The organism is uncultured Cedecea sp., assembly GCF_947498825.1.
In the GTDB taxonomy this organism is placed as follows: Bacteria; Pseudomonadota; Gammaproteobacteria; order Enterobacterales; family Enterobacteriaceae; genus JGM124.
This window is the reverse complement of record NZ_CANMLV010000001.1, coordinates 130,818-155,002: the sequence shown is the minus strand read 5'-3', so window position 1 is coordinate 155,002 and position 24,185 is coordinate 130,818. Positions and strand designations below refer to the sequence as shown.

The window sequence follows — 24,185 nt, the reverse complement described above, 5'->3', positions numbered from 1 at the left end:
TTTGAGGCGCTGATAATTGTTTGCGTTACATTCCAGCCTGCGCACAAAAAATAAATCTTTATATTTCTGTGTGTTGATGGTCATGGTGTTAACGGATGGGAATGACAGAGGTGAATCGCTGTTTTGTATGCATCAGATATGTCTCGATCTTGTTTAGTCCGGACAGAAAGAGCATTTTTTAATCAGTTGATTATCAAGAGTTAATGTATTGATGACACTAACAATAGCCCTGAAGCATATACAAATAACACCGTAACTAAACTATAATTCTGTGACGTTCAGTTGATATGTGAGGTCAGAATGCGTTTAATTATCATGCTGTTAAGCTTTGCTCTCTCCACACAGGTCTGGGCGGATGAATTTTCCAAGCCTGAGGGTAAAGTCCTTTTAACGCTGTCTGGTAATATCGAAAATACAAATGAGGCTGGAAAAGCCGTTTTTGATCTGGCAAGTCTTGAAAAACTGGGAATGGTAAGCTTTCAAACCACATCTCCGTGGTATGATGGTCGCACGACTTTTGAGGGCATCTCACTGCAAAAGCTTATGGATTATGTCGGAGCGAAAGGCTCTGTTGTTAAGGTCACTGCGCTCAATGACTACACCACCGAAATTCCCCTCAGCGATTTTAAGAAATATAACGTGATCCTCGCGCTAAAGGTCAACGGAAAATATATGCGTGTCCGCGATAAAGGTCCGCTGTTTGTTGTGTATCCTTATGACAGCATTCCTGAGTTGAATAACCAGATTTATTATTCAAGATCGGCCTGGCAAGTCAGCAAAATGAGTATTGAGTAAGAGGTCAGAAGAGCAACATGAACAGAATTCTGGCTGGCATCATTTTTTTCCTTTTTATATCTACCGGGTATATCTCTTTCCTTGTGCATGAAAGGCAGCAAGAGTTACAGAAATTGACTCACTACGCTGCTTCTTGGTCTGTCGCACAGATGGCATCAGAATATTACCGGTTCGAATCATTGCTTGGTCTTTACACTATCGATGAGACGATGACGCTGGATGATGTGCGTATGCGTCTGGATATTATGCTCAGCCAGAGCGATTTAATGAAAGAAGGGGATTTGAGTAACTACATTGAAAATAATAAAGCCTATCATGCCTTAGCTTTTCAGCTTGAAAAGACGCTTGTCTATTTGGATATTCATCTTGAGAGAATGAATCGCTCAGAACTTCAGGCGTATCTGAAAGTCATGCACGCGCTTGATGCTCCTCTGGGACGCCTGTCGTCTGGCGCTTTAGATAAGGATATCAATTCGATTAATGATGCCAATATCAAAATTAAAACCCTGTACTATATTTATTCCGCGACCTCGGTATTGCTGATAATAATGAGTGCGATACTGGGTGTGCTGATATTTTATCAAAACAGAAATATCTTGAAGGCTCATCTTCAGGTAAAGAGCCTTGCTGAAGCATTGCAGGAATCTAAAGAAAAGCTGCAAGTCCAGAATGCAAAGCTGGAGTATGACGTTTACCATGACTCTCTGACAGAGATGAATAATCGTCATTTTTTCTGGGAGAATTTAAATGGAACCATCGAGAACGCAGTAAAAAACAATAAGTCTGTGGTTGTGATGTTGTTTGATTTAGATCGATTCAAGGAAGTTAATGACACCTATGGCCATGATGTCGGGGATAAGTTATTACGCCAGATATCACAGCGTTTGATTTCGATGAGTCTGACTTCCGGTACGCTTTATCGTTTAGGCGGAGATGAGTTTGCATTTCTCTCGGATGCTTTAACGGAGAGTAGTGCCGTTTCACAGGCCCAAAATATATGCGATGTTATCAACCAGACCTACACTATCTATAACACGATTATCAATATCACCACCAGTGTTGGCATTGTTATCTCAGACACTGAGCGCCGCCCCGACTATCTCTATAAATTTGCCGATCTGGCTCTTTATGAAGCCAAAAATGACGGTGTAGGTAAGATAAAAGTCTTCCGGCAATGGATGTTAGAAAAGCTGCAAGAAAGCCGGGTTCTTGAACATGATATGGCGCTGGCGTTAACGAATAAAGAATTTATGGTTTACTATCAGCCTATTGTCGATTCTTTTAGTCGGGAAATTTACAGCTATGAAGCCCTTATTCGTTGGAACCATCCTCTGAAGGGCATCTTGTCGCCGGACAGCTTTATACCAGTAGCTGAAAAAACGGGAATGATTAACGAAATGGGGAAATCCGTGCTGGAAATGGCCTGTCGGGAAGCTGCTTCCTGGGTTATCCCGGCGAAAGTTTCAGTCAATGTCTCTCCTGTTCAGCTAAGCAGCAAAGCCTTTGCCGGAATCGTTGTGTCTATTCTGAATGAAACGGGTCTTCCCGCTGAGCGCCTTGAACTGGAAGTGACGGAATCCTCTATCTTTACTGAGAGCAATACGCCAATGAATACGCTTAACAGGCTACGGGCTTTGGGGGTAAAAATCTCCATTGATGATTTTGGTACCGGTTATTCTTCTCTTTCGCGTCTGGGCAGGCTTGCCTTCGATAAAATCAAAATAGACAAGTCGTTCGTGAATACGATATCAACACAGGAAGACACCCTTAATATCATCAGGCTTATCATCGGCATGGCGAAATCTCTCAACATGAAGACTGTTGCGGAAGGTGTTGAAACGGAAGAGCAGCTGAAAAGGCTTCAGGTGCTGGGCTGCGATTTCATACAAGGTTACCTGTTTGGTAAACCCCAGCCTGATATCGATAAGAAGATCAGAAACGGTTAAACGGAATATCTACCCCTGCTGAACGTGATGGTAAAACGACAAGGGCAGATTCTCTCAGTTTGCTGTCTGTTCAATATAAAATCAGATTTTCAAGACTTCTGGCTTATCAACCATGAGTTTCTTCGGAAAGAAACTGTACATTATTGCTCATCTCTTGTAATTCATTGACCAACCTTGCGACATGGAAACCATCGCATACGGAATGATGAACTTGAACGGCGAGAGGCAACAACACTTTTCCATCTTGTTTATAGTATTTTCCAAGAGTAAACATAGGGGAAAAAAAGTTCTTCATGTTAGCAACGTTGATATCGAAACTGGTAAAACTGACCCAAGGAATAGCTGACACGAAAAATATATTTTCCCGGGACTCTTCTTTAGGCCAATAGGAAAGGTTATTACCATAGCGCGCAATGTCTTCTGAATAAACATCCAGGAAGTGATGAATATTGCCATCATAGTGACTCCATAATGATGAGAAGGTCTCCGTTTCATTATGGAAAATGGTATAGTTTGGATGAATTTCATTCCATATGACAAGTTCATCATTCTTTATCGCCATCCGGAACTCTGCATGGCGGTTGACAATTTTAGCGAGCAGAAAAATAATAACAGGATAAAACTTCCAGCCCACTTCCTTTATATGTTTTAGTAATACGGTAATATCGATGAGGACAGTCTGGTTAAATGTGCTTTGTGCAAACGACTGAAATACCTCAAAATGTTCCTTCCTTGCCCAACGAGATAAGTCAACGGGTGTATATTTTGGGGGTATTTCTTTCATTTTTTAACCTTTAATAATATCGGGCATGAGTCTAAGTTATTTTATAAATGAAGCAAATATACAGAGCACAACCGGTCTCGTTACGAACGTATTCTTGACGGCAGCGCGTCATTATACAGGAGGCAAGGGGATTTGAAATATTTAATATATCACGCAATAGAATCAGGTGATGTAATCAACAAACGTTTTGAAGGGCGAGTTTACTCGCCCTTTATCAGGATATTCAGTTCAGCTTTTGTCCCTTTTCATTCGTCACTTTCTCGCCGTCCTCTTTCGTGAACGCGCCTTTCTGTGCATCAGGCAGAATATCCAGCACGGCTTCAGAAGGTCGGCATAACAGGGTTCCCAGTGATGTCACGACGATAGGACGATTAATCAGTATGGGGTATTGCAACATAAAATTGATTAACTGGGCGTCAGTAAACCGGTCTTCCGCAAGGCCCAGTTTTTCATAAGGCTCAACATTTTTACGTAGCGCTGCCCGTACTGAAATACGCATATCCGCAATGAGTTTTACCAGTTCATCGTACAACGGCGGAGTATCCAGGTAATAGATAATGGTTGGCTCAACGCCGCTGTTACGGATCATTTCAAGGGTATTACGTGACGTGCCGCAGTCCGGGTTGTGGTAAATAGTAATCTTGCTCATATCAGTATCGCATTAAAGAGTGAAAGACAGACGAAGCGCCAGTGCTGCCAGGGTGACAAACAGCACAGGGATTGTCATGACAATGCCCACCCGGAAATAATATCCCCAGGTAATTTTGATATTTTTCTGCGACAGAACATGCAACCACAGCAAAGTGGCAAGGCTGCCAATCGGCGTGATTTTAGGTCCCAGGTCGCTGCCGATGACGTTGGCGTAAATCATCGCTTCTTTGATAACACCGGCCGCCGTGCTGCCATCAATCGACAGTGCCCCGACCAGCACGGTTGGCATATTGTTCATCACCGATGAGAGGAAGGCCGTCAGGAAGCCCGTACCCAGCGTAGCTGCCCACAATCCCTGTTCTGCCAGCTGATTCAGCAAGGACGAGAGATAGTGTGTCAGTCCGGCATTTCGTAAGCCGTAGACCACCAGGTACATCCCCAGGGAGAAGATAACAATTTGCCACGGAGCACCACGCAGTACTTTACCGGTATTAATGGCATGGCCTTTTTTCGCAACGCCAAACAGGATTAATGCGCCAACGGCAGCAATCAAACTGACCGGTACCCCCATTGGCTCCAGTCCGAAAAAACCCAGCAGAAGCAAAACCAGAACCAGCCAGCCGGTTTTAAAGGTATTCATATCACGTATAGCATCTTTCGGTTTTTTCAACAGAGAAACGTCGTAAACGGCAGGAATGTCTTTGCGGAAAAATAAATGTAGCATGACCAGCGTTATTGCAATCGCTACCAGGTTAACTGGCACCATCACGGCGGCATATTCAGAGAAACCAAGTTTAAAGAAGTCAGCAGAGACGATATTGACCAGGTTTGAAACAATCAACGGCAGGCTTGCGGTATCGGCGATAAATCCTGCGGCCATGACAAAGGCCAGGGTTGTCGCCCGACCGAATCCCAGAGCAAGCAGTATCGCGATGACGATAGGCGTCAGGATCAGCGCCGCACCGTCGTTAGCAAACAGTGCCGCGACCATCGCACCAAGCAGGACTATCCAGGTGAAGAGCAGCCGACCCCGGCCATTCCCCCAACGGGCAACGTGCAGTGCGGCCCATTCAAAGAAGCCGGATTCGTCGAGCAGAAGACTGATGATGATCACGGCAATAAAGGTGGCGGTCGCATTCCACACAATCTGCCAGACCAGCGGAATATCCCCCAGATGAACAACGCCAGAGAGCAGTGCCAAACCTGCGCCCAACATGGCACTCCAGCCGATCCCCAGCCCTCTGGGTTGCCAGATAACCAGGACGAGCGTGAATAAAAAGATAATACCAGCCAGTAACATCAGACACTCCATTACATTTGTTTATTCGAATATGTATATAGCTCTCAGCAAAAGGTCAATACTGCGCTACTGAGTTTCTTACGTATATTTTCGCGTTCACAATTCCAGGCGGTATCAATAATATTCGCTGCCCATGCGGGCATATGTGGCGACAGTCGGTAATGTACCCATTTTCCTTCACGGCGGTCGATGACCAACCCGGACTCGCGCAATAGTGCCATATGGCGTGAAATTTTGGGCTGAGACTCAGCTGTTGCCCCGCAGATATCACAGACGCACATCTCGCCAGATTCCCTGAGAAGTATCACGATAGTCGAACGAGTCTCATCGGCGAGCAGTTTAAAAAGCTGAACAGGCAGAAGCATGGATTACCTCGGTGAAAAATAACAATACATATGATATTCCATATGTTATTAATTTTAAAGCCCCGTTTGTTAAATGGAATTTTTATGACAATACGGTCAATAAAATGCGCATACTTGGCCGTTGAATGCGAGGGTTCACGATCCCTCATCCTGGTATGACGGAATTGGGGATGTTGTTGAAGAGTCGTTCAAAATGATGTGACTTCTCAAAGGTACGCTGGCTATTTGACCGAACGCCACAGCGAAAGAAAAGAAAGCCATTAAGAACTGTCTGCCCGAGTTAATCAGACAAAATCTGACTGATAATAATGCCCAAATTCATTTTCGGGTTTTTATAACACCAGCCACTCGCTCATAGCCAGCCATCAGTTGCCTATGGTTGGCCCCTTGTTGGTATACTCTATATTTGACTGACACCCTGAGGACACAGGACAATGGAGTTGCTCTTTTTGGGGACATCTGCAGGTGTGCCTACCCGTACACGCAATATGACGTCGATAGTATTGAATTTGCAGCAGACAACAGCGGCTGAAATGTGGTTGTTCGATTGCGGGGAGGGGACTCAGCATCAGTTTCTGCAGACGCCTTATCATCCTGGCAAACTGAATAAAATTTTTATCACCCATCTACATGGTGATCATCTGTTCGGTCTCCCCGGCCTGTTGTGCAGTCGTTCAATGCAGGGTAATTCTTCGCCACTGACGCTGTACGGACCCAAAGGGCTGGCAGAATTTGTCGAAACCGCGTTGCGTCTTAGTGGCTCCTGGGTCGGTTATCCGCTCAACATTATCGAAGTCGTGCCTGGGCTGGTTTTTGACGAATCAGGTTATCGGGTTACCGCCCGGCCGCTAAAGCATCCGGTCGAATGTTACGGCTATCGTATTGAACAGCATGATAAACCGGGTGCGCTGGATGCCTCTAAACTTATTGCCGACGGTGTTCCCCCAGGACCCTTGTTTCACCGCTTAAAGCAGGGCTTAACTGTTGAGCTGGAAGATGGTCGGGTCATTGATGGCAGCCAGTATCTTGGCCCACCGATCCCGGGTAAGAAACTGGCTATTTTTGGTGATACGGCCCCCTGCGCTGAAGCTCTGGAACTGGCGCGCGGCGTGGATGTCATGGTTCATGAAGTGACACTCGAACAGGCGATGGCGGAAAAAGCCAACGGGCACGGACATTCATCCAGCCAGCAAACGGCGAAACTGGCACAGGATGCGGTTGTCGGTACCCTAATCGCAACCCACTTTAGTTCTCGCTACGGCACCGAGGGTTGTCAGCAGTTACTGGCAGAGTGTCGGGAAGTATTTCCGTCAACCGTACTGGCAGAAGATTTCCTCGTTTATACCGTAGAATAAAAAAGCGTAATCGCGGTTAATAAACATAGCCGCGATTACGCCAATAATCATCCTTCAACATAATGGTTATCAGGGAAAACAGGTGAGGGGGGCAGCGTTTTATTTTTTTAAACAATGAAATTGCCCACTCCCCGTTATCAGAGACAGCGCTGATTAGAGTTTTCCAGCTGTTTTGGTATATAGCCGGGGAGATACTTCAGACTTTCATGGGTACTATTCAGGTTGTAATATTATTGCCAGAACCAGGCTATTTCTCTGATCTGACTGAGTGATTCAAATAAATAAGCATTTAAAACCTCCCGCCGGAATGGATCATCGAACCACTCAATAAATCCGTTCTGCTGCGGTTTACCCGGTTGAATATAGCGCAGGATAATATCATTATACTCACAGTAATTCAGTAAGTTAACTGACATCCGTTATGGGTTGTTATCAATTCAGCTTTGCTGAGGTTGTCCGCGCTCTTCTTTCAGGCGATTAAGTACGCGTATTCCCCTGTTTGCAGGCAAAAACGTATCGACTTCAATGGCCAGGCATTCATGCACTCCCCCGTTACTTATAAATAGTTCTTTTTTCAGGAGTACTTATATCTCTTAGCAGAAATATTTTTTACTGCAATTCGCGAATGCGTTTTTTTTCTATCAATACGATTAAGATCATTTTTTAATATATTGATTATTTATTTTAAAAATTTTTTTGTACATCTTCCAATCGTCAGCTACATTTAGTTGGTTGACTTGATTCAGGCAAGTTTATTAGGTGATGCTGAATCAGTTGATAGCGTTAAATAAAGTGTTTTAACATTGTTCAACTCTGAATCAGAGAGGTCAGTTAACATATCAATGAATCATTTTTAATCCGCTAAGACATCAATTTTTAAAGTTGCTAGCTATATTTAGCTGTAACACGCCACGCTATTATTAATGAGAGTAGCAGGTCTAGCTGTGCCCTTGTTAATAATAATTTAAACAATAATATTGGGGGATTTATGAAATTAATTCACGTTATTTCTATTGGGGTATTAGCCCTAAGTTCTTCTGTATATGCGGTTGACGGTACCATTAATTTTACCGGTGAGATCACTTCCAACACCTGTACTATCGATGGTTCTGTTGCAGGAGCTGCAACGAAGACTGTTGCTTTAGGTAATGTTCCTGCTAGTGCGTTAAGTGCTGCTGGCCAGACTGCTGGTAATAAAAACTTTTCACTGACGTTAACCGACTGCTCAGCAGTAACGAGTGTAGCTGCTCGTTTTGAGTCACTCGATTTAGCATCAACTGACGGTTATTTACAACTAAGTCCACCAGCTGGAGCTACTCCTAATGCTGAAAACGTTGAAATCGCTATTTATGATAACAATGGTGTTCTGCAACCAGTCAATGGTGAAATACCATCAACCAGCTATGTAAATCTGGAAGATGGCGATGCTGTACTTAATTATATCGCAGCATACTACGCGACAGGTGTAGCAACAGTAGGGCCTGCTAACTCTGTTGTTTCTTATACTTTAAGTTATCAATAACCTTGCTTATAAACCCTGCCTGTGGCAGGGTTTATTTTGGAATGCCGGATGAAAATAATAACATTATTACTGATCTCTTTATTTTCACAGAGTCTTTATGCCAATGTCATTATCAATGCTACTCGTGTCATTTTTCCGAGCGACAAACGAGAGGTTTCATTTAAAATAGAGAACTCAAATCCCTATCCAGTATTAGTTCAGACATGGGTGGATGATGGTGACTCTAGAATGACGGCTAATGCCGCTAAAACACCGTTTACGATATTACCGCCTATATTTAGAATGGAATCCAGGCAGGGGCAAATTTTACGGGTAATTTATAATGGCGAAAAACTACCGGATAACCAAGAATCTGTTTTTTGGGTGAATGTGTTTGAGGTACCACCAAAAGATAAAAATGCCGCTAGTACAAATAGCATTCAACTGGCTTTCAGAACGCGTATAAAGCTGTTTTTTCGCCCTGCGACAATGAAGGTACCTTCAAGTGATTTCCTCGCGGCCAGCATGTCATGTTCTCTTGGCCGTGGTACTAAAAACTCCGTTTTACGGTGTAATAATAGCTCAGGTTATTTTATTTCATTTTCTAAATTAAGTTTAATTAAAAACAATGTGAAATATCCAGTTTCAATGGAAGATATGGGAATGATCCAACCCTTTAAGAGCGTTGAGACGAAAATCAATGGAGTCACGCCTGGAAATTATGAATTACTGGCGTCTATTATCAATGATCAGGGAGGGATGATCGAGAAAAAGATAAAGGTAACTTATGAATAATAATTTCAAATTTAAGTTATTATATATTTCTTTATTAGTTGCTTATTCGCAATGCGCTAGCGCTGAACAGGATAACAGCGCTGCGGTTGAGTTTGATCCACAGTTCTTTAGTGGTCAAAAAATTAATATGGAAAAATTTACTCATCCAGGTGGCATTGTGCCAGGGATGTACAGTCTGACTATCAATATCAATGGTAAATACATTGGTGGTAGTGTTCCAGTGCAAATCGAAACGGGCGAGGCTGTTAATGAAAATATTGTTTGTGCAAACCCCAAGTTAGTTGATCTGATTAATAGTAAAGTTAAAACTAAAATTGATTTCTCTGAAACTATTAACACCTGCGTTTCGTTGAAAAAACTTGCCTCCTATATTGATTACTCTATCGATATGCCTAATTTATCTATAGAGATTAATATCCCACAGATATTTTTAAATACACGCTCACGCGGCTACACTAATCCATCTTCATGGGATGAAGGTGTTAATGCCGGGTTTGTGAACTATAATATGAACTACAATGAAACCCGCCAGAATGGAAGCAATAATTCCAGTTTCTTTTCCATGCTACATTCCGGCGTCAATATTGGCTTATGGCAATTCAGAAATAATACTAACTATAATTATAATCAGGGCACATCTGCTAAGTGGAATGTCATCAATAGTTATGTACAAAGACCTATTGCTGCAATACAAAGTAACTTAATTATAGGGGAATATAACAGTGATGGGCGTTATTTAGATTCCGTTAACTTCAAGGGGATTAAGTTATCTTCAGATGACAGGATGTTACCTGAATCACAACAAGGTTTTGCCCCTGTAGTGAGAGGTATTGCACAATCTAACTCCACAGTGGAAGTAAAACAACGAGGTGTTTTATTATATCAGACCGTTGTTCCCCAAGGACCTTTCGTTATTGATGATTTATATCCTACAGGATATGGTGGCGAGCTGGATGTTATCGTTACAGGTGCTGACGGTCAGGTTCAAAAATATTCTGTGCCATTCTCATCAGTCTCACAACTCTTAAGGGCCGGCATGTCACGTTATGATGTGACTTTAGGTGAGTTAAATAATGCGGTTTTACATGATAAGCCTAAATTTGTTCAGGGCTGGTACTCCAGGGGGATGTCAAATATTGTCACGGCTTATGCCGGAGGGCTGGCATCAAAAAATTACCAGGCTACAGTTACGGGGGTTGCTGTCAATACCCAAATCGGCGCATTAGGTTTTGATCTGACAAACTCATTTGCTAAGATCAATGATAATCAAGACTCTAAGAATGGCTGGAGTATTAAAGTATCCCACAGCAAATTGCTTGAATATACAAAAACATATTTCGCTTTATCTGCCTATCGCTACTCCAGTGAAGATTATTACGACTTTAATACTGCTTCACTGGCAAATGAAAAAAGCAACAGTATTAATTACAACAAAAAAAGCAAACTTGAAGTTTCCATTAATCAGCCCATCAATGATAATGGAACGCTATTTCTCTCTGGTTCTCAAGTTAATTACTGGAACAGAAATAATACGACTACATATTATCAAGCAGGTTATGGTTTTACTTATAATGATATAGCTATCGGTGCCAGAGCCTCACGTGTTGAAAATGACAACAGCAAAAATGAAAATCTGTACTCATTAACCGTAACTATTCCATTCAGAACGGGTGCATCAGGATACAATAATATTACCAGTAGCTTTACCAGCTCCGATCGTGGACATTCACAAACCACGGTGGGGGTCAATGGGTTGGTTAGTCAAGAAAGTAATTTATCCTATGGTCTCTCAACCAGCTATGACAGTGATACCAGGGAGTCTGTGAGCGGCTCTTTAACCAAGAACTACTCCCAGGGACAAGCATCGTTGATGGCGAGTTCGGGCAAAGGCTATAACCAGTATTCGGCAGGTTTATCCGGCTCTGTTGTTGCACACTCCGGTGGTATTACATTAGGCCAGTATGCACCGAATGGATTAGTTCTGATTGAAGCTGAACATGCAGCAGGTGCAGAGGTTTATAACTCATCGGGTATTTCTATTGACCGATTTGGTTATGCCATATTGCCTTATGCCAGTCCCTATCGTGTTAATGATGTCTCGATTAATCCTGAAGGCATACCTGAAAATACAGAATTAAAAAATACCAGTAAGAATGTCATTCCCTATAGTGGAGCTATTGTTAAAGTTAATTTTCAGACCGTCGTCGGTTATAAAGCCTTTATCTACAGTAAGCTGCAAAATGGTCAGGAACTACCTATCGGATCCGTCGTCACCAATGAGAAAGGCGAGGAAATTGGTTTGGTTGGTCAGTCCAGCATTATCTATGCCACCGGCCTTGCTGATAAAGGTCTGTTAAACGTGTCGTGGGGAGCAGCGGCAGATGAAAATTGCACTATGCAATACGATATCAATGCCCTGACAAAACAAGAGAGCAATAATGGTCTCTATAAACTATCACTTACTTGTATGAAATAATGCTTATGAAAATGAAACTAAAATTATTGATTCTTGCTAAAGTAATGCTGATATCGGCCATTGTCAGCACAGCAGAGGCTCGCTGTACACGAGTCTCGGGCAATGAAATAGATGTACAAATTCCAACTCCACCGAATATTGTTTCTATTAACGATGGTATTTATCCCGTGCTGATGAATACGTCTACTGGCGTGATAAATACGCCGGTGACGCTAACTTGTACGGGCCCCGTGGATGTCACACCAAGATTAAGAATGGTACGAAATCCGATAACAACATTCAGTGGTAGTTATCCTCATATGCAGGATTTAAATAACCTGCCTTTTTTTGCTTTTGAAATGTCCTATACCAGCCCAAATGGCGAGGTGATCTGGTTCGGTGGTCAAGGTTCCAATACATTTAAGAGTGGTACACCTTTCCGTATGGCCGAGGGGGCAACTGTTGATAACCCGGTGACCATTACCCAGAATGATTTTAACCTGCAGTCAATCGTCTTTAACGGATATCAAATCGGTAACGGAGTGGCCAGACTTTTCAACTATGGTCGTGGTGGAGAACTCAATAATATCTACTTTGACTTTGTTGATGTGGAGGGCACAAATACCAATACATATAACCCTTTTAGCCGGGCATATATCTATGTATTCTCTGTTAACTTTACGGTAAATACTTGTGCTGTTTTAGCTTCTGATGTTTATAAAAATATTCAGTTAGGGCGTAGATCCGCGAATGATTTTTCAAGCGCAGACGTTGGCGGAGTAACACCATCATCACAGTTCACTCTTCAGTTGCGCTGTGTACCGGGAATGGCAGTGAAATATAGGATTAATGCCACATCTGATACCATCGGCGATCCGTCAAACTCTTTAGGTTTGATTGCCCTTGCAGGTGCCAGTCCTGCTAGTGGGTTTGCTATACAGTTAACAGCCCAGCCTTTTAAACAAGCTAATGCTGCCTATACGCCGGTGAGCCTAAACCAAATAGTGACCTCGACAGAACTTACAACAGGGCGTGATCCCAATAGTGGCGGTATTCCGGATTATCTTGCCTTTGATGCGCATTATTACAGAACTGCACCAGCATCAGAAGCTCAAGCCGGGTCAGCCAATGCAACAGCGACGATAGATTTTATTTATCCATAGTGCACCAGGCAATTCTGTTGCTCAGGGAGAATCTACAGAGTGTATGTACAAGGACAGGAGCTAAGGATGGCTATATTTTCTCTCTGATTTACATCGGGCCGCTGAAAAAACTGGCATGGTAAAAGTGCATACGAAAGTATTGGAACAGGTAGCTTTGAGCGTAGAATCCTGCCTCTGTCGCGGCAGGTGTATGGCAAGTCTCCCTGCAAAAAGAACCGGTGATTTGACCCGGTATGATGGTTATCCCTCCTGTCTTATATTCTGACCAGATGATGAGATTCGGAAATTCTGATATGCTATATATTGATCAGAAGGGGCAAGTATTTAACTGATGCTACTGATATAAAATTGATATATATCATATCAGATGAAAACTGGCTGAAAAATATCCGATATTTTTATTGATACTTTATTAAGCGAAGGGATACTCTTAGCAGATAAGTATTATTCTCAATTATTGACGCAATTTTTCTCCAAATCCTGTTTATCGATTAAAAATGTGTAGTACTGAGAGCTTTTTTACTTAGAGTGGTGTTTACTGTGCCCTTGATATTCTGAGCTATATTTTTTGGAGATAAACGGATATGGTGGAAGTTTCTTATACCGTCAATTTATTGATCGGTGCGGTCGCCGCAATTGCCGTCGGCTACTATATTATGAAAGGCTATTCGGCGACTGGCGTCCTGATGGTGAGTGGCGTTGCTTTGTTACTGATAAGTATCAGCTTAGGTCGCCCGATTGTCGCAGAAAAAGATGCTACGGGTTTCTTGTTTCTGGATGTCTTTGAATATATTAAAATTCTATTGACTTCTCGCGCCGCTGATCTCGGTATGATGATCATGATTTTATGCGGTTTCGCCGCATATATGTCCCATATCGGCGCGAATGATATGGTGGTGAAGCTGGCTTCTCATCCGCTTAGATATATTAACTCACCCTATATCCTGATGATTGCTGCTTACTTTCTGGCTTGTTTAATGTCTTTAGCCGTTTCATCAGCAGCCGGTCTTGGCGTATTACTGATGGCAACATTATTCCCCATTATGGTTAACGTCGGTATTAGCCGTGGTGCAGCAACGGCTATTTGTGCTTCACCCGCAGCCATTATTCTGTCTCCTACTTCCGGTGATGTTATTGTCGCGGCAGAAGCGTCAAAAATGGGCGGAGAAAAACTGATTGAATTTGCGTTTCATACCACATTACCCATTTCAGTCATTGCTATTCTGGCCATCGCCGTCGCCCATTTCTTCTGGCAACGCTATTTAGATAAGAAAGAAGGTGTGGTCAGCGAGAAGCTCGATGTCTCAAAGATAGTGACCAAAGTACCGGTGTTCTATTTTATTCTGCCCTTTTTGCCGATTATCGGCGTGCTAGTTTTCTCTGGGAAAATGACGCTACCCTTAACTGAACGCATTATTCCAAATCTGAATATCATCACTATCCTTATTATTTGCATGGTTTTAACTGCGCTGATTGAATTTATTCGCACTTTTAACGCTAAGACAGTATTTGACGGGCTGGACTCTGCTTATAAAGCAATGGGGGAGGCCTTCTACTCCGTGGTGATGCTGTTAGTCGCTGCGGGCTTATTTGCTCAAGGTTTAAATACGATTGGCTTTATTTCCGGGTTAATTCACTTAGCTGAAAGCTCCGGCGGTGGCATCATTGTGATGATGCTGGTACTGGTCATCGTGACCATGCTGGCTGCTATCGCGACCGGATCGGGTAATGCGCCTTTCTATGCCTTCGTTGAATTTATTCCTAAACTGGCGGATCAGATGGGAATTAATCCTGCTTATTTGGTTATCCCCATGTTGCAGGCATCTAACCTTGGTCGTTCCATGTCGCCGGTATCTGGTGTTGTGGTCGCGACCTCGGGCATGGCAAAACTGTCACCTTTTGAAGTTGTTAAACGGACATCGGTACCGATGATTGTTGGTTTGCTGGCCGTCATTATCGCGTCTCATGTTATGGTGCCGGAACATACCCCTGAACAGGTTGCCCAACAACAGACTGCGCCTGCCGTACCCTAAGCGGTTGACGTAAATCACCTTCAGCGGTGATAGTGCCGCCGTATTCAGTATACGGCGGATTTTTTATTTCTGGTGCCAGGATGACACCTTATCTGTCAGCCATCAGCATGCTTCTGGCTTCATTCAGCTCAGCCTGTGCCTTGTCGAGTTTCCACTGTTTTTTCATGATCTTATCCGTACGACCAGTCGCCTGGGCCTCTGCCAGCTCATAGCGGCGTTCCTCAACTTTTCTTTCTTTTTTTAATACATTGTATTTTTGTTGGGTAAACAATCCTTCATCGGTACAGTAAGTGTTAACTTTAGCCAGAGCTCTTTCCAAACCCGCTACACGATAGCTGTTATTGTACATACGGGCATAATTCAATTGTCGTTCAATGTTCTGCCGTTTAGCTTCACAGCCAGCGAAGTTTTGAGGGTGAGCCTGTGCAGAAAAAGTAGAGATAGCAACCAACAAACCAGCCGCCAGCAATGTCAGAGTGTATTTCATCATATTCTCCTGTTTACTCTCTTGTCCTTAGATATTCGCAACAATGCTAAGCAACGATCTTAACCGATTTAAAAACATTATCAAGTGTATGGTTTTTTATATAATTGATTTTATTATAAAACATAGGAAAGTTCCTGGCTTGTTCTCCGTACGGAAAGGGGTTAGGTTTGAGGCAGAGACGTCTCGTGGAGATGCCGCCAGATAGCATGACCATCATGGTTACATTCAAACACAACAGTTGAAAAACGGCGTGTTGCTTCCTGTCCGGGCAATTGCTGTAATTCTTGATAGGTGACAGTGGCCCCCTTTTCATTTTCAACAATAACTTGCATATCGTTGATTTCAATATTCAGGCCCTGACGGGTACCACGCTGAGTACGGAAAAAAGCCTTTAATGCGGCAAAATCGAGCAAAGCGCCACCCGGTGTCACCATCGAGAACTCAGGGCTGAAGCGTGACAATAAATTTTCACAGATATCATCATGCGCATCAGCATTGCCTAACCAGTTCTGGATCGATACATGGGCATCCAGCACTTCTTTAAAATAACGATTCATTTTTGCTCCTGATTAATGAGAGATATAACACGTTGATTATTAAGCCGATAACTGTACAGTACGGGAATAACGGCGCTGCATGCTGCCAATATAAAACAAAGAGGATAAGCCTGCTCTGGGGGCAGGCCAGTATTGGCGATGAGATTAAACAGAAGATTGAGCAGAGTAATACCCAGGCAGAAACTAAGCTGGCGATTAATGTTCCACAGTGCGCTGGCATCCGCCAGCTCACTGTCTGCTATCTGAATGAAGGCTGAACTTTGCGTTGCGCTGCTGCATAAGCTGCTGCCAAAACCCATCAGCGTGAACGCCAGGACACAGATTATCACATCCATAGAGTGGCCCGTCAGAGCCAGCAGACCGATACCGCACGCGTTAACCAGGCAACCCGTTATAAACAGGGGGCGAGGTCCCCAGATGTTGAACTTTTTCCCTGTTATAGCGATCGCTGCGAAAGAGGCCAGGGACCATGGCAGCATCATCGCGCCGACAACGCTTGCCCGCAGGTCGAGCTGATTCTGCAAATAGAGCATGCTGAGCATACTCACCCCGGTAAATACCCCCGGTACAAACTGATAGATCACCATAGAGATATGCAGGAGTGGGTCCCTGACCGGGCGCAGATTGAGCAATGGATTGTTTTTTTTCAGGGCATGCCATATATAACCTGCCAGGCAAAATATGCCAGCGGTCAGTATCAAGGCGCCATGAAAAAGATGACGGGGTTCACCCAGATATGTCAGCCCCAGTAATATCAGGGTCAATGCCGTGCAGCCACTGATTAAACCCAACAGATCTAATCGCTCGCGCTTCCCCTCCTGTACATCCGTTTTGAGCCAGAGACCGGCCAGTATCAGGGTGAAAACTGCCAACGGCAGACTTGCCAGAAAGACCCAACGCCAGCTGAGGCTGTCGACCAGAAATCCGCCCACTGTGGGGGACAATGCCGGTGCCAGCAGGGCAATCAGCATGACAACCGAAGAGAGCCTGGCACGTTCATGACTCTGATAGAGCGCATAGGTCATTGTCTGGCCGACAGGAATAAGCAATCCGCCACCCACGCCCTGTATCCAGCGCCAGGCAATAAGTTGTGAAATTGATGATGACGCCCCAACGCCGCAGGTGCCAGCAATGAAAATAAGCAGGGAGAAGATGAAAAGACGTTTAGCACCAATACGTTTTGCCAGCCAGCTGCTGAGGGGGATGACAAGCGTCAGGCCCAGGATATAGCTATTACTGATCCATGCTACCTCGCTGACAGTGGCATCAAAACGTCGTGCAATATCAGGATAAGCGACGTTGGCGATAAACATGTTTACCAAATCAATAAAAAATCCCAGCAGATAAACGAGGGTAACGCGCGCACGATAATTCATTCTGTTCTCGAAAAGGACATCACAAGTCGAGAAGTATATGGGTTGCGGAAATCGGGATAAATGTCTTCTCCGTTGTTATACTGTCAAAAATAAATTGACAATGGTCACGCCAAAGAGCACTAAAAATGTTTAATATGCAACGCGCAGCCATCTATATTGCAGTGGTTGAGGCCGGAAGTTTTACCGACGCCGCCCGGACGCTGGGTCTGACTAAAGCGGTCGTCAGCGCTAATATTAAAGTGCTGGAAAAAGAGTTAGGTGTTTCATTACTTTCCAGAAGCACCCGGCAGGTTTCAGCGACGGATACCGGTGAAAGATTTTACCAGCACTGTCTGCGGCTCCTTCAGGAGGCAGAATATATTCTGAACGATGTTCGCGGCGAACACTCCGGGTTAAGTGGTTCACTCAGAATTACGACAACATCGGAATATGGTGTGCGCGTTGTTGTGCCAGCGCTGGCAGCCTTCAGTGTCCGGCATCCGCAGTTGCGAATACACCATCTCTCGTCATCCCAAAATGACTGTCTTATTTCCGGCCGTTTTGATATCGCGATACGGCTTGGCCAGCTTGCCGATTCCAGTCACCACGCCCGACTCATTGACCAGTTTGATATTTATCCGGTTGCGTCGCCCGACTATTTGAATACGTTGGCGGAGCAGAATGTCGCGGATCTGGCCCAGCTTGCCAGGGTGAAATGGATTGCTCACAGTCGTTTATCCACGCCATTGAACTGGCAAGTTGTCACGCCAGCAGGGGAGAATGTCTTTTTTAGCGCCCATAATCCCGCCATGATTATGGCCGACAGTGCCTCTTCCTTGCTGGCTTTTGCTCAGGAAGGCGCAGGTGTCGCGATTTTACCCGACTGGCTGGTAAAAGATGAGGTGGCCAAGGGACATTTAATTCGGTTACTCCCGGACCATCTTTTTCCCCGACAAGGCATTTACGCGCTCTACCCGAATACACGCCATGTGCCAGAAAAAGTGCGGGCATTTATTGATTTCTTGCAAAGCAGGATCGACAACAGATGACCTGCGATTGCACTTTTTTCAGTCAACGCTATAGCTGCTGACTGACGGCAATGACCTGTTTATCATGTTCAAAAGTATGGGGTTTAAGTCGTGTCTGACGAAAATCATTTTCAGCGATTTCATTACAGTACGCCAACCAGCTACAGGACTGACAGGCTGTGCGTATCTCTCCGGATAAAAAGGCCCCGCGCAGACGTTTGACATTATCAGCATCAAATACAATCCGTTGTCCCGGGCTGAGATCCTTATTTAACAGGTGGCCTATATCGGCCAATGCCTGACTGTCAATTTCACGGGAATGATCGTCCGCGCAGTGAAAATCAGGCTGGCAGAGCATGGGCTGACAAACATCATCGGCCCCCTCTACAATCACCGCGTCTTCTCCGCGCGACAGTCTGCGTATAATACGATTAAAGTTAAGCGAAAAGTCTGGGGTGTAGCCGTTTCCTTTATAGGTTAAAAGGCAAAGTAAATGATGGCCACGCAGTCGAATTGTCATTTATTTATAATCCTGGAGATCAGGAGAACGAGCCCGAATAGCCTCAGAAATTTGGTCACCTGACTTCAGTGTTCTGACAATCAGTGGAACCAGTAATGCGAGTAAGTTCTTGTCCAGACCTCGTGCACGTTGCGCCATGCGCACTTCATCAAAAAGGAGGCGGATCATCGGAATAAAACGCAAGGCAAGCGAGATAGCCAACGCAATCTGTGCCGCAGGTACCCAGCGTGGCGCAGAGCGCAACAGCCTCATGATACCGTCGACAAACTCGCTTGACCGCGTTGTGGCGGTCACCAGATGGGCTGCCAGAATAAGACAGGCAAAACGGATGAGAATAAAGACCGCCAGCGAGAGGTCGATTATTAGCCACTGGAAAATAAATATTGCGGCCAGAACAGGTATTGCAGGCCTGATCCCTTGTAAAAGATGGCGCCAGCCTAAGCCGGCAGCCCAATAGCCAGGTAAGAGAAGGGCGCTGGCAGCGGCTAACCACTCCCAGCGTTCAAATACAAATACCACTGAACAATAGACGGCTAAGCCGACGATTTTTAAGGCGGGTGCCGCCCGATGAACGGGGCTGTTGCCTGGATGATAGCTATCGGATATCACGCATATTCCTCAATATAGCTATCAAGCACGCTATCTGGCGAACCATCGTTCTTTATTCCGCCCCCGGCGATATGGATAACCCGATTAAACTGACGCAGTAGCTCCAAATCGTGGGTAATCATCACGACTTGCTGAGAAAGGCTATTAATAGCGTCAATCAGCATGCGTTTATTTTTCAGATCCAAAAGCGTGGTCGGTTCGTCAAAGACAATGACTCGTGGTTTCATAACCAAGACCCCCGCTAAAGCCACCATTTGACGTTCCCCGCCGCTCAGTTGATGGGCAAAACGGTTAAGCAGAGGCCCCAGTTTGAAACGCGTAACGACCTCATCCAGGCGCTGGTTCATTTCTGTCTGAGATAAACGCAGATTTTTCAGGCCAAACCTGAGATCTTCCTCAACGACAGGATAGACGATTTGATTGTCTGGATTTTGAAAAACAAACCCCACCTCGCGGCGACGCGCCTTTACATCTGGCTGACCGTTGAAGTGGATATTCCCGGAGGTCGGTATCTCCAGTCCATTAAGTAATTTAGCAAAAGTACTTTTGCCTGAACCATTTAATCCAATGATACCAACGCGCTTTTCATCGATTTTGGTGGATATATTTTGCAGTAAAAAGCGCTGGTCTTTTTTTACTGAAACCTCAGTAAACTCAAACATATCCTGTCTTTCTCGTGTTGTTCATTATTCTTACCCAATATCGGTCTTCAGGACTTTGCGCTGATAAGGGGATAAGACCGACGAACCGAGAGGGTCACCCCCACGGCGATCGTCACTTTAATGATGTCGCCAATTAGAAATGGCGTGCTGCTTAAGGCGACGACCTTGATCGGAAGGTGGGATACCGCAGCATTCCATGGAATACCAATCAGATAGATAACACCTATTCCACCAGCGCAGATAGCAACAAAGGCGATAGCAAAATTCAGTCGCAGCCAAAAACGCTCAACCAGCCAACCGACCACGGCGGCGCAGAAGATCCACCCGAGTAAATAACCTCCGCTTGGGCCAAAAAAGACCCCAAAACCTCCCCGACCACCGGATAACAACGGTAACCCAACGCTGACCAGGACAACAAAAAGCACCATAGAAAGCGCACCGCGCCGCGCGCCAAGGATACTTCCCGCGAGCATTGGGCCCAAGGTTTGCGCCGTAATTGGCACACCGATAGCCGGTAACTGAATCGGTGGAAAAATACCGAGTACCGCGGTTAACGCGGCAAACATAGCCATAAAAACAATATCTCGTGTATTCACTCCGACACCTTCTTATCTGACATCATATTTTTATTATCCGTAACATCACCAAGGAATGATTCAGCTACTCTACAATCGGTTAGCCAAACGCCACTTTGCCTTCTCCCCATCAGGCAAGAGAAAAGTATGCAAACAATCATACATAGTTGTAAACTAATAAATCAACATTTGGTTTACGGCGTGCTTTTTCCCTTTTAACTGGCAAACGGCTTTATGGCCACTAAGTAGAATGACTGTCTATGGATATCCAGCATCACGCTTTTTCTCAGTTGCTGTTAAGTCGCCACTCGTGTCGCGATTTTTTACCTGAGACTGTTCCGGAAAGCGTAATAAAAAAAATGATAGCGCTTGCGCGGGCGGCTCCAAGTAGCGCTAACCTGCAGCCTGGCAAATTTCATGCGTTGACAGGTGAACCCTTGGGGGGCTTTGTTAAAACGCTTAGCGATATTAGCGCCAACAATCCGCCTGAACCGGCCTCTTATAGCTATTTCCCTCAGCCAATGCCGGGCGAGCTGAAGCTGCGCCAGCGGGAAGCGGGTTACGCACTTTATGGCGCCTTAAATATTCAACGCCGTGATATCACCGCACGTAAACAACAGTTTGCCGCAAATTACCGTTTTTTTGATGCCCCGGTGGGTATCGTGGTGACCATCGACAAAGAGATGGGATCGGGATGTTTTATGGATCTTGGCATGTTTATTATGAGCTTCTTGATGCTGGCCGAAAGCACGGGCTATAGCAGTTGCGTGATTGGCGCATTCAGTCACTATGGCTCAGCAATCCACCGGCTATTGTCTTTATCTGCCGATGAAAAAGTGGTGTGCGGAATTGCTTTAGGCCGAGCCAATCGTCAGGCTCCGGTAAATCAATTTCGTACCAGCCGAATAGCGTTGGAAGATTTTGCCACCTTTCAAGGATTCAGCGACAGGGAGACCCAGTGACCAGTTTAATTCACTATCACGGCCTGCCACTGGAGCAGGCTCAAGGCGATATGCCTCGAGCTCTGCGGCTACTTGCAGATCTATGGGATAAACAGTGCAGCTTTCGTGCTCTGCAGCAGTCGCCCTGGATTATCCCCCTGGAAGGTCATCACTATATCGAGTGCTCCACCGGAGGGAGTAGTGGTGCCGCCAAAATTATTCGTCGTCACTGGGATTCATGGCAGCAGTCTTTCAGGGTTAATCAGAGCCACTTTAATCTCTGCGCCAACGATCGCTATGCAGTATTTGGTGAGTTAAATCATTCTCTGGCACTGTATGCAACCTGCGAGTCAATCGCGTCGGGTCTGGCCGTTGAGGTGCTTAGCCGCATGCGACCACGCTCGCAGCGAGCCCGGCTTATCGAGAGCGGTGTGACGGTTCTGTATATTACGCCGACTCAACTGCGTTTATTAATCACAGCGGGTGGACCTTGTCCCCTTGTACGTCTGATCCTCTGTGGGGGAAGTAAGCTTGATGACCGACTGCGGGAGCAAACTAAGCTGAGCTTTCCAAACGCGCGGATCCATGAGTTTTACGGTGCCTCTGAAACCAGTTTTATCACACTCAGCGACAGCGATACGCCGCCAGGCTCGGTAGGTAAAGCCTATCCCGGCGTTGATATTGTCATCAAAAATATCTCTCAGCAGGTCGGTGAGGTTTGGCTCAAAAGCCCCTATTTATTTGAACGATACGCTCAGGGCAGTAGTGATGAAACCCGCTATTGTGCAGGCTATATCACCGTCGGGGAAATGGGGCGTCTCGATAGTTCGGGTAATCTGTGGCTTTATGGCCGTAAAAGTCGCATGGTCACCTCCGCAGATAGCAATGTTTATCCCGAGCGGGTTGAAGCCCTGATAGCTCAGCTGACAGGCGCATTATGCGCCGTTGTTGCCCGTCCGGACAGACTGCGTGGGTGGGTATTATGGGCTTATATACAAGGTCCGTTGAGTGATGGACAAGAGCAAAGTCTGCGTCTGGCTATCCGTCAGCAGCTGGGCAGTATTATGGAGCCGAAAAAGTTCTTTGGGCTGACCTGTTTTCCACAGTTACCTTCAGGTAAACCTGATTTGCAAAAACTTGAGGCAGGGGCAAGGTTATGAGCGTAATCATTGCCGTCCGCAGAACCGCAGTAGTGCCGCGAGGAGGAGCATTTCAACATCTTTCTGTCTGTCAATTGGCTGCGCCTGTTATTCAAAGCTTACTGAAGCAGAGCGGTATCGCTCCGCAAAAGGTTGATCAGATTGTTCTTGCCAATAGTCTGGCAGGCGGAGGTAATCCGGCCAGACTGGCAGGATTAGCTGCCGGGATCCCACAGGTATCGGGTATCTCGATTGATACCCAGTGTACCGGAGGACTGGAAGCACTGCGGCTTGCCTCAGCATTGGTGGATGCCGGAGCTGCTGAGATTGTTATCGCCGGTGGCGCTGAAAGCTATTCGCGCAGACCGCTACGGGCAAAAACCTTTGTCGATGGACGCGCGCCTGAGTTTTATTTACGTCCCGCTTTTACCCCTTTCCCCGACAGAGATCCCGATATGACCGAAGCGGCTGAGGCACTTGCTGTCCAATTTGCTGTCACTCGCCAACAGCAAGATGAATATGCCATCGCAAGCCACAGTAAAGCGCTGGCATCCCAGGCGAGTCTGCGTGCTGAGATAGAACCGCTGGAGGCGACAGACCGGGACATTTACACCCGCAATTTGGGGCGTAAATTAGCTGCCCGTTCACCCATATTGGCGGGCAGTGTCAGCCTTGTCTCAACGGCGATTGAAGCTGACGGCGCGGCTTTTTGTTTGGTCGTGTCTGAAGCCGTGGCTGAAAAGCTTAACATCGGTTTTAGGGTGGAAATTAGCCACTATGTTAGTGTCGGCGCTGATATTATGCTGCCTGGTTATGCCCCCGTCGCTGCGATAAACCAGCTCTTTGCCGACCGACCGCAAACAGACCGGCGGCGCTGTATCGTTGAGATGATGGAAGCCTATGCCGTACAAGCTATCGTCTGTCTGAATGAAACCGGGCTCAATCATCAGCGAACCAATCTTGCGGGCGGCGCTTTGGCGCGTGGTCATCCGATTGGTGCCTCCGGGACGATTCTGGCCTGTCGTCTGTTCCAGAGTCTAAAGACTGCCGATTATTGTCAGGGGATCTGCGCGATTGCCGGCGCGGGTGGACTGGGTGCGGCCATGTTACTCACGGCTAAAAACAAGCTTCAGTAATCAGTGAACCGCGGGTCATGAGCGATTTAATAT

At 45.5% G+C, this 24,185-nt stretch carries 23 protein-coding genes and 1 pseudogene; 12 read left to right on the top strand and 12 right to left on the bottom strand.

The window, feature by feature from the left end; all coding sequences use genetic code 11:
• The first annotated feature begins 300 nt into the window (after nucleotides 1-300).
• Both Q1A40_RS00745 and Q1A40_RS00740 read left to right on the top strand, forming a co-directional pair.
• Nucleotides 301-795 carry a molybdopterin-dependent oxidoreductase gene (locus tag Q1A40_RS00745; protein WP_299996489.1) on the top strand — a complete coding sequence of 165 codons (495 nt, stop codon included), beginning with the start codon at nucleotides 301-303 and terminating at the stop codon, nucleotides 793-795.
• A 17-nt stretch (nucleotides 796-812) separates the two neighbouring features.
• Nucleotides 813-2,741, top strand: coding sequence for a bifunctional diguanylate cyclase/phosphodiesterase (locus Q1A40_RS00740; RefSeq protein ID WP_299996486.1), 1,929 nt, complete (start codon nucleotides 813-815; stop codon nucleotides 2,739-2,741).
• A 106-nt stretch (nucleotides 2,742-2,847) separates the two neighbouring features.
• Here the strand turns inward: Q1A40_RS00740 and catA are convergent, their stop codons facing one another.
• From catA to Q1A40_RS00720, 4 genes are all read right to left on the bottom strand, one after another.
• Nucleotides 2,848-3,525: a type A chloramphenicol O-acetyltransferase gene (gene catA, locus Q1A40_RS00735; protein ID WP_299996484.1), complete on the bottom strand. Its 678-nt coding sequence runs from the start codon at nucleotides 3,523-3,525 to the stop codon at nucleotides 2,848-2,850.
• Nucleotides 3,526-3,748: 223 nt separating this feature from the next.
• Complete coding sequence (gene arsC, locus Q1A40_RS00730; RefSeq protein ID WP_299996482.1) at nucleotides 3,749-4,174, bottom strand: glutaredoxin-dependent arsenate reductase; 426 nt, start codon at nucleotides 4,172-4,174, stop codon at nucleotides 3,749-3,751.
• A 12-nt stretch (nucleotides 4,175-4,186) separates the two neighbouring features.
• Nucleotides 4,187-5,476, bottom strand: coding sequence for an arsenic transporter (locus tag Q1A40_RS00725; protein ID WP_299996479.1), 1,290 nt, complete (start codon nucleotides 5,474-5,476; stop codon nucleotides 4,187-4,189).
• A gap of 44 nt (nucleotides 5,477-5,520) precedes the next feature.
• Nucleotides 5,521-5,841: a metalloregulator ArsR/SmtB family transcription factor gene (locus Q1A40_RS00720; RefSeq protein ID WP_299996477.1), complete on the bottom strand. Its 321-nt coding sequence runs from the start codon at nucleotides 5,839-5,841 to the stop codon at nucleotides 5,521-5,523.
• A 434-nt stretch (nucleotides 5,842-6,275) separates the two neighbouring features.
• Between Q1A40_RS00720 and rnz the strand changes: the two genes are divergently transcribed.
• A complete protein-coding gene (rnz, locus tag Q1A40_RS00715; protein WP_299996475.1) occupies nucleotides 6,276-7,196 on the top strand; it encodes a ribonuclease Z in 921 nt (306 codons plus the stop codon).
• A 137-nt stretch (nucleotides 7,197-7,333) separates the two neighbouring features.
• On the opposite strand, the pseudogene Q1A40_RS00710 reads toward rnz, so the two are convergent.
• Nucleotides 7,334-7,735, bottom strand: a pseudogene (locus Q1A40_RS00710) (integrase core domain-containing protein); the annotation flags it as partial.
• Between the two features lie 449 nt (nucleotides 7,736-8,184).
• Here Q1A40_RS00710 and Q1A40_RS00705 point away from each other — a divergent pair.
• From Q1A40_RS00705 to dcuC, 5 genes are all read left to right on the top strand, one after another.
• Nucleotides 8,185-8,718, top strand: coding sequence for a fimbrial protein (locus tag Q1A40_RS00705; protein WP_299996472.1), 534 nt, complete (start codon nucleotides 8,185-8,187; stop codon nucleotides 8,716-8,718).
• Between the two features lie 48 nt (nucleotides 8,719-8,766).
• Nucleotides 8,767-9,492: a molecular chaperone gene (locus Q1A40_RS00700; protein WP_299996471.1), complete on the top strand. Its 726-nt coding sequence runs from the start codon at nucleotides 8,767-8,769 to the stop codon at nucleotides 9,490-9,492.
• Nucleotides 9,485-11,968: a fimbria/pilus outer membrane usher protein gene (locus Q1A40_RS00695; RefSeq protein ID WP_299996468.1), complete on the top strand. Its 2,484-nt coding sequence runs from the start codon at nucleotides 9,485-9,487 to the stop codon at nucleotides 11,966-11,968. Before Q1A40_RS00700 ends, Q1A40_RS00695 begins: the two co-directional genes overlap by 8 nt.
• 5 nt (nucleotides 11,969-11,973) lie before the next feature.
• A complete protein-coding gene (locus Q1A40_RS00690) occupies nucleotides 11,974-13,110 on the top strand; it encodes a fimbrial protein (RefSeq protein ID WP_299996465.1) in 1,137 nt (378 codons plus the stop codon).
• A 584-nt stretch (nucleotides 13,111-13,694) separates the two neighbouring features.
• The gene (gene dcuC / locus Q1A40_RS00685; protein ID WP_299996463.1) at nucleotides 13,695-15,143 is read left to right on the top strand and encodes an anaerobic C4-dicarboxylate transporter DcuC; all 1,449 of its coding nucleotides are present in this window, start codon (nucleotides 13,695-13,697) and stop codon (nucleotides 15,141-15,143) included.
• 88 nt (nucleotides 15,144-15,231) lie between these two features.
• Here the strand turns inward: dcuC and Q1A40_RS00680 are convergent, their stop codons facing one another.
• The 3 genes from Q1A40_RS00680 to Q1A40_RS00670 all read right to left on the bottom strand — a co-directional run bounded on the left by Q1A40_RS00680 (nucleotide 15,232) and on the right by Q1A40_RS00670 (nucleotide 17,563).
• Entirely contained in the window at nucleotides 15,232-15,633 is a 402-nt protein-coding gene (locus Q1A40_RS00680) for a DUF1090 domain-containing protein (protein ID WP_299996460.1), read from the bottom strand.
• Nucleotides 15,634-15,791: 158 nt separating this feature from the next.
• Nucleotides 15,792-16,187 carry a DUF4440 domain-containing protein gene (locus tag Q1A40_RS00675; protein WP_299996457.1) on the bottom strand — a complete coding sequence of 132 codons (396 nt, stop codon included), beginning with the start codon at nucleotides 16,185-16,187 and terminating at the stop codon, nucleotides 15,792-15,794.
• On the bottom strand, nucleotides 16,184-17,563 hold the full coding sequence (locus tag Q1A40_RS00670) for an MFS transporter (protein ID WP_299996455.1): 1,380 nt from the start codon (nucleotides 17,561-17,563) through the stop codon (nucleotides 16,184-16,186). Before Q1A40_RS00670 ends, Q1A40_RS00675 begins: the two co-directional genes overlap by 4 nt.
• Before the next feature lie 125 nt (nucleotides 17,564-17,688).
• On the opposite strand from Q1A40_RS00670, the gene Q1A40_RS00665 reads away from it, so the two are divergent.
• Entirely contained in the window at nucleotides 17,689-18,591 is a 903-nt protein-coding gene (locus Q1A40_RS00665; protein ID WP_299996452.1) for a LysR family transcriptional regulator, read from the top strand.
• 28 nt (nucleotides 18,592-18,619) lie between these two features.
• Here Q1A40_RS00665 and Q1A40_RS00660 read toward each other — a convergent pair whose 3' ends face one another.
• The 4 genes from Q1A40_RS00660 to Q1A40_RS00645 are packed head-to-tail and all read right to left on the bottom strand — an operon-like array spanning nucleotide 18,620 to nucleotide 20,957.
• Complete coding sequence (locus tag Q1A40_RS00660; RefSeq protein WP_299996449.1) at nucleotides 18,620-19,090, bottom strand: DUF1284 domain-containing protein; 471 nt, start codon at nucleotides 19,088-19,090, stop codon at nucleotides 18,620-18,622.
• The gene (locus tag Q1A40_RS00655; protein ID WP_299996446.1) at nucleotides 19,091-19,699 is read right to left on the bottom strand and encodes an energy-coupling factor transporter transmembrane protein EcfT; all 609 of its coding nucleotides are present in this window, start codon (nucleotides 19,697-19,699) and stop codon (nucleotides 19,091-19,093) included.
• Nucleotides 19,696-20,361 carry an energy-coupling factor ABC transporter ATP-binding protein gene (locus tag Q1A40_RS00650; RefSeq protein WP_299996443.1) on the bottom strand — a complete coding sequence of 222 codons (666 nt, stop codon included), beginning with the start codon at nucleotides 20,359-20,361 and terminating at the stop codon, nucleotides 19,696-19,698. Before Q1A40_RS00650 ends, Q1A40_RS00655 begins: the two co-directional genes overlap by 4 nt.
• A 47-nt stretch (nucleotides 20,362-20,408) precedes the next feature.
• On the bottom strand, nucleotides 20,409-20,957 hold the full coding sequence (locus Q1A40_RS00645) for a biotin transporter BioY (RefSeq protein ID WP_299996441.1): 549 nt from the start codon (nucleotides 20,955-20,957) through the stop codon (nucleotides 20,409-20,411).
• A gap of 239 nt (nucleotides 20,958-21,196) precedes the next feature.
• On the opposite strand from Q1A40_RS00645, the gene Q1A40_RS00640 reads away from it, so the two are divergent.
• Genes Q1A40_RS00640 through Q1A40_RS00630 form a run of 3 tightly spaced genes read left to right on the top strand, consistent with a single transcriptional unit; the run spans nucleotide 21,197 to nucleotide 24,152 of the window.
• Complete coding sequence (locus Q1A40_RS00640; RefSeq protein ID WP_299996438.1) at nucleotides 21,197-21,898, top strand: nitroreductase; 702 nt, start codon at nucleotides 21,197-21,199, stop codon at nucleotides 21,896-21,898.
• Nucleotides 21,895-23,037 carry an AMP-binding protein gene (locus tag Q1A40_RS00635; RefSeq protein WP_299996435.1) on the top strand — a complete coding sequence of 381 codons (1,143 nt, stop codon included), beginning with the start codon at nucleotides 21,895-21,897 and terminating at the stop codon, nucleotides 23,035-23,037. The genes Q1A40_RS00640 and Q1A40_RS00635 overlap by 4 nt, the downstream gene beginning before the upstream one ends.
• Complete coding sequence (locus Q1A40_RS00630; RefSeq protein WP_299996432.1) at nucleotides 23,034-24,152, top strand: thiolase family protein; 1,119 nt, start codon at nucleotides 23,034-23,036, stop codon at nucleotides 24,150-24,152. Before Q1A40_RS00635 ends, Q1A40_RS00630 begins: the two co-directional genes overlap by 4 nt.
• Nucleotides 24,153-24,185: the final 33 nt, after the last annotated feature.

Bases quoted from the DNA above. Each gene is read 5' to 3' on its own strand.
- Q1A40_RS00705 (WP_299996472.1), top strand. From the start codon at position 8,185: ATGAAATTAATTCACGTTATTTCTATTGGGGTATTAGCCCTAAGTTCT.
- Q1A40_RS00700 (WP_299996471.1), top strand. From the start codon at position 8,767: ATGAAAATAATAACATTATTACTGATCTCTTTATTTTCACAGAGTCTT.
- Q1A40_RS00725 (WP_299996479.1), bottom strand. From the start codon at position 5,476: ATGTTACTGGCTGGTATTATCTTTTTATTCACGCTCGTCCTGGTTATC.
- arsC (WP_299996482.1), bottom strand. From the start codon at position 4,174: ATGAGCAAGATTACTATTTACCACAACCCGGACTGCGGCACGTCACGT.
- Q1A40_RS00650 (WP_299996443.1), bottom strand. From the start codon at position 20,361: ATGTTTGAGTTTACTGAGGTTTCAGTAAAAAAAGACCAGCGCTTTTTA.
- dcuC (WP_299996463.1), top strand. From the start codon at position 13,695: ATGGTGGAAGTTTCTTATACCGTCAATTTATTGATCGGTGCGGTCGCC.
- Q1A40_RS00670 (WP_299996455.1), bottom strand. From the start codon at position 17,563: ATGAATTATCGTGCGCGCGTTACCCTCGTTTATCTGCTGGGATTTTTT.
- Q1A40_RS00690 (WP_299996465.1), top strand. From the start codon at position 11,974: ATGAAAATGAAACTAAAATTATTGATTCTTGCTAAAGTAATGCTGATA.
- Q1A40_RS00740 (WP_299996486.1), top strand. From the start codon at position 813: ATGAACAGAATTCTGGCTGGCATCATTTTTTTCCTTTTTATATCTACC.
- Q1A40_RS00695 (WP_299996468.1), top strand. From the start codon at position 9,485: ATGAATAATAATTTCAAATTTAAGTTATTATATATTTCTTTATTAGTT.
- Q1A40_RS00665 (WP_299996452.1), top strand. From the start codon at position 17,689: ATGTTTAATATGCAACGCGCAGCCATCTATATTGCAGTGGTTGAGGCC.
- Q1A40_RS00640 (WP_299996438.1), top strand. From the start codon at position 21,197: ATGGATATCCAGCATCACGCTTTTTCTCAGTTGCTGTTAAGTCGCCAC.
- Q1A40_RS00630 (WP_299996432.1), top strand. From the start codon at position 23,034: ATGAGCGTAATCATTGCCGTCCGCAGAACCGCAGTAGTGCCGCGAGGA.
- rnz (WP_299996475.1), top strand. From the start codon at position 6,276: ATGGAGTTGCTCTTTTTGGGGACATCTGCAGGTGTGCCTACCCGTACA.
- Q1A40_RS00660 (WP_299996449.1), bottom strand. From the start codon at position 19,090: ATGACAATTCGACTGCGTGGCCATCATTTACTTTGCCTTTTAACCTAT.
- catA (WP_299996484.1), bottom strand. From the start codon at position 3,525: ATGAAAGAAATACCCCCAAAATATACACCCGTTGACTTATCTCGTTGG.
- Q1A40_RS00745 (WP_299996489.1), top strand. From the start codon at position 301: ATGCGTTTAATTATCATGCTGTTAAGCTTTGCTCTCTCCACACAGGTC.
- Q1A40_RS00680 (WP_299996460.1), bottom strand. From the start codon at position 15,633: ATGATGAAATACACTCTGACATTGCTGGCGGCTGGTTTGTTGGTTGCT.
- Q1A40_RS00675 (WP_299996457.1), bottom strand. From the start codon at position 16,187: ATGAATCGTTATTTTAAAGAAGTGCTGGATGCCCATGTATCGATCCAG.
- Q1A40_RS00720 (WP_299996477.1), bottom strand. From the start codon at position 5,841: ATGCTTCTGCCTGTTCAGCTTTTTAAACTGCTCGCCGATGAGACTCGT.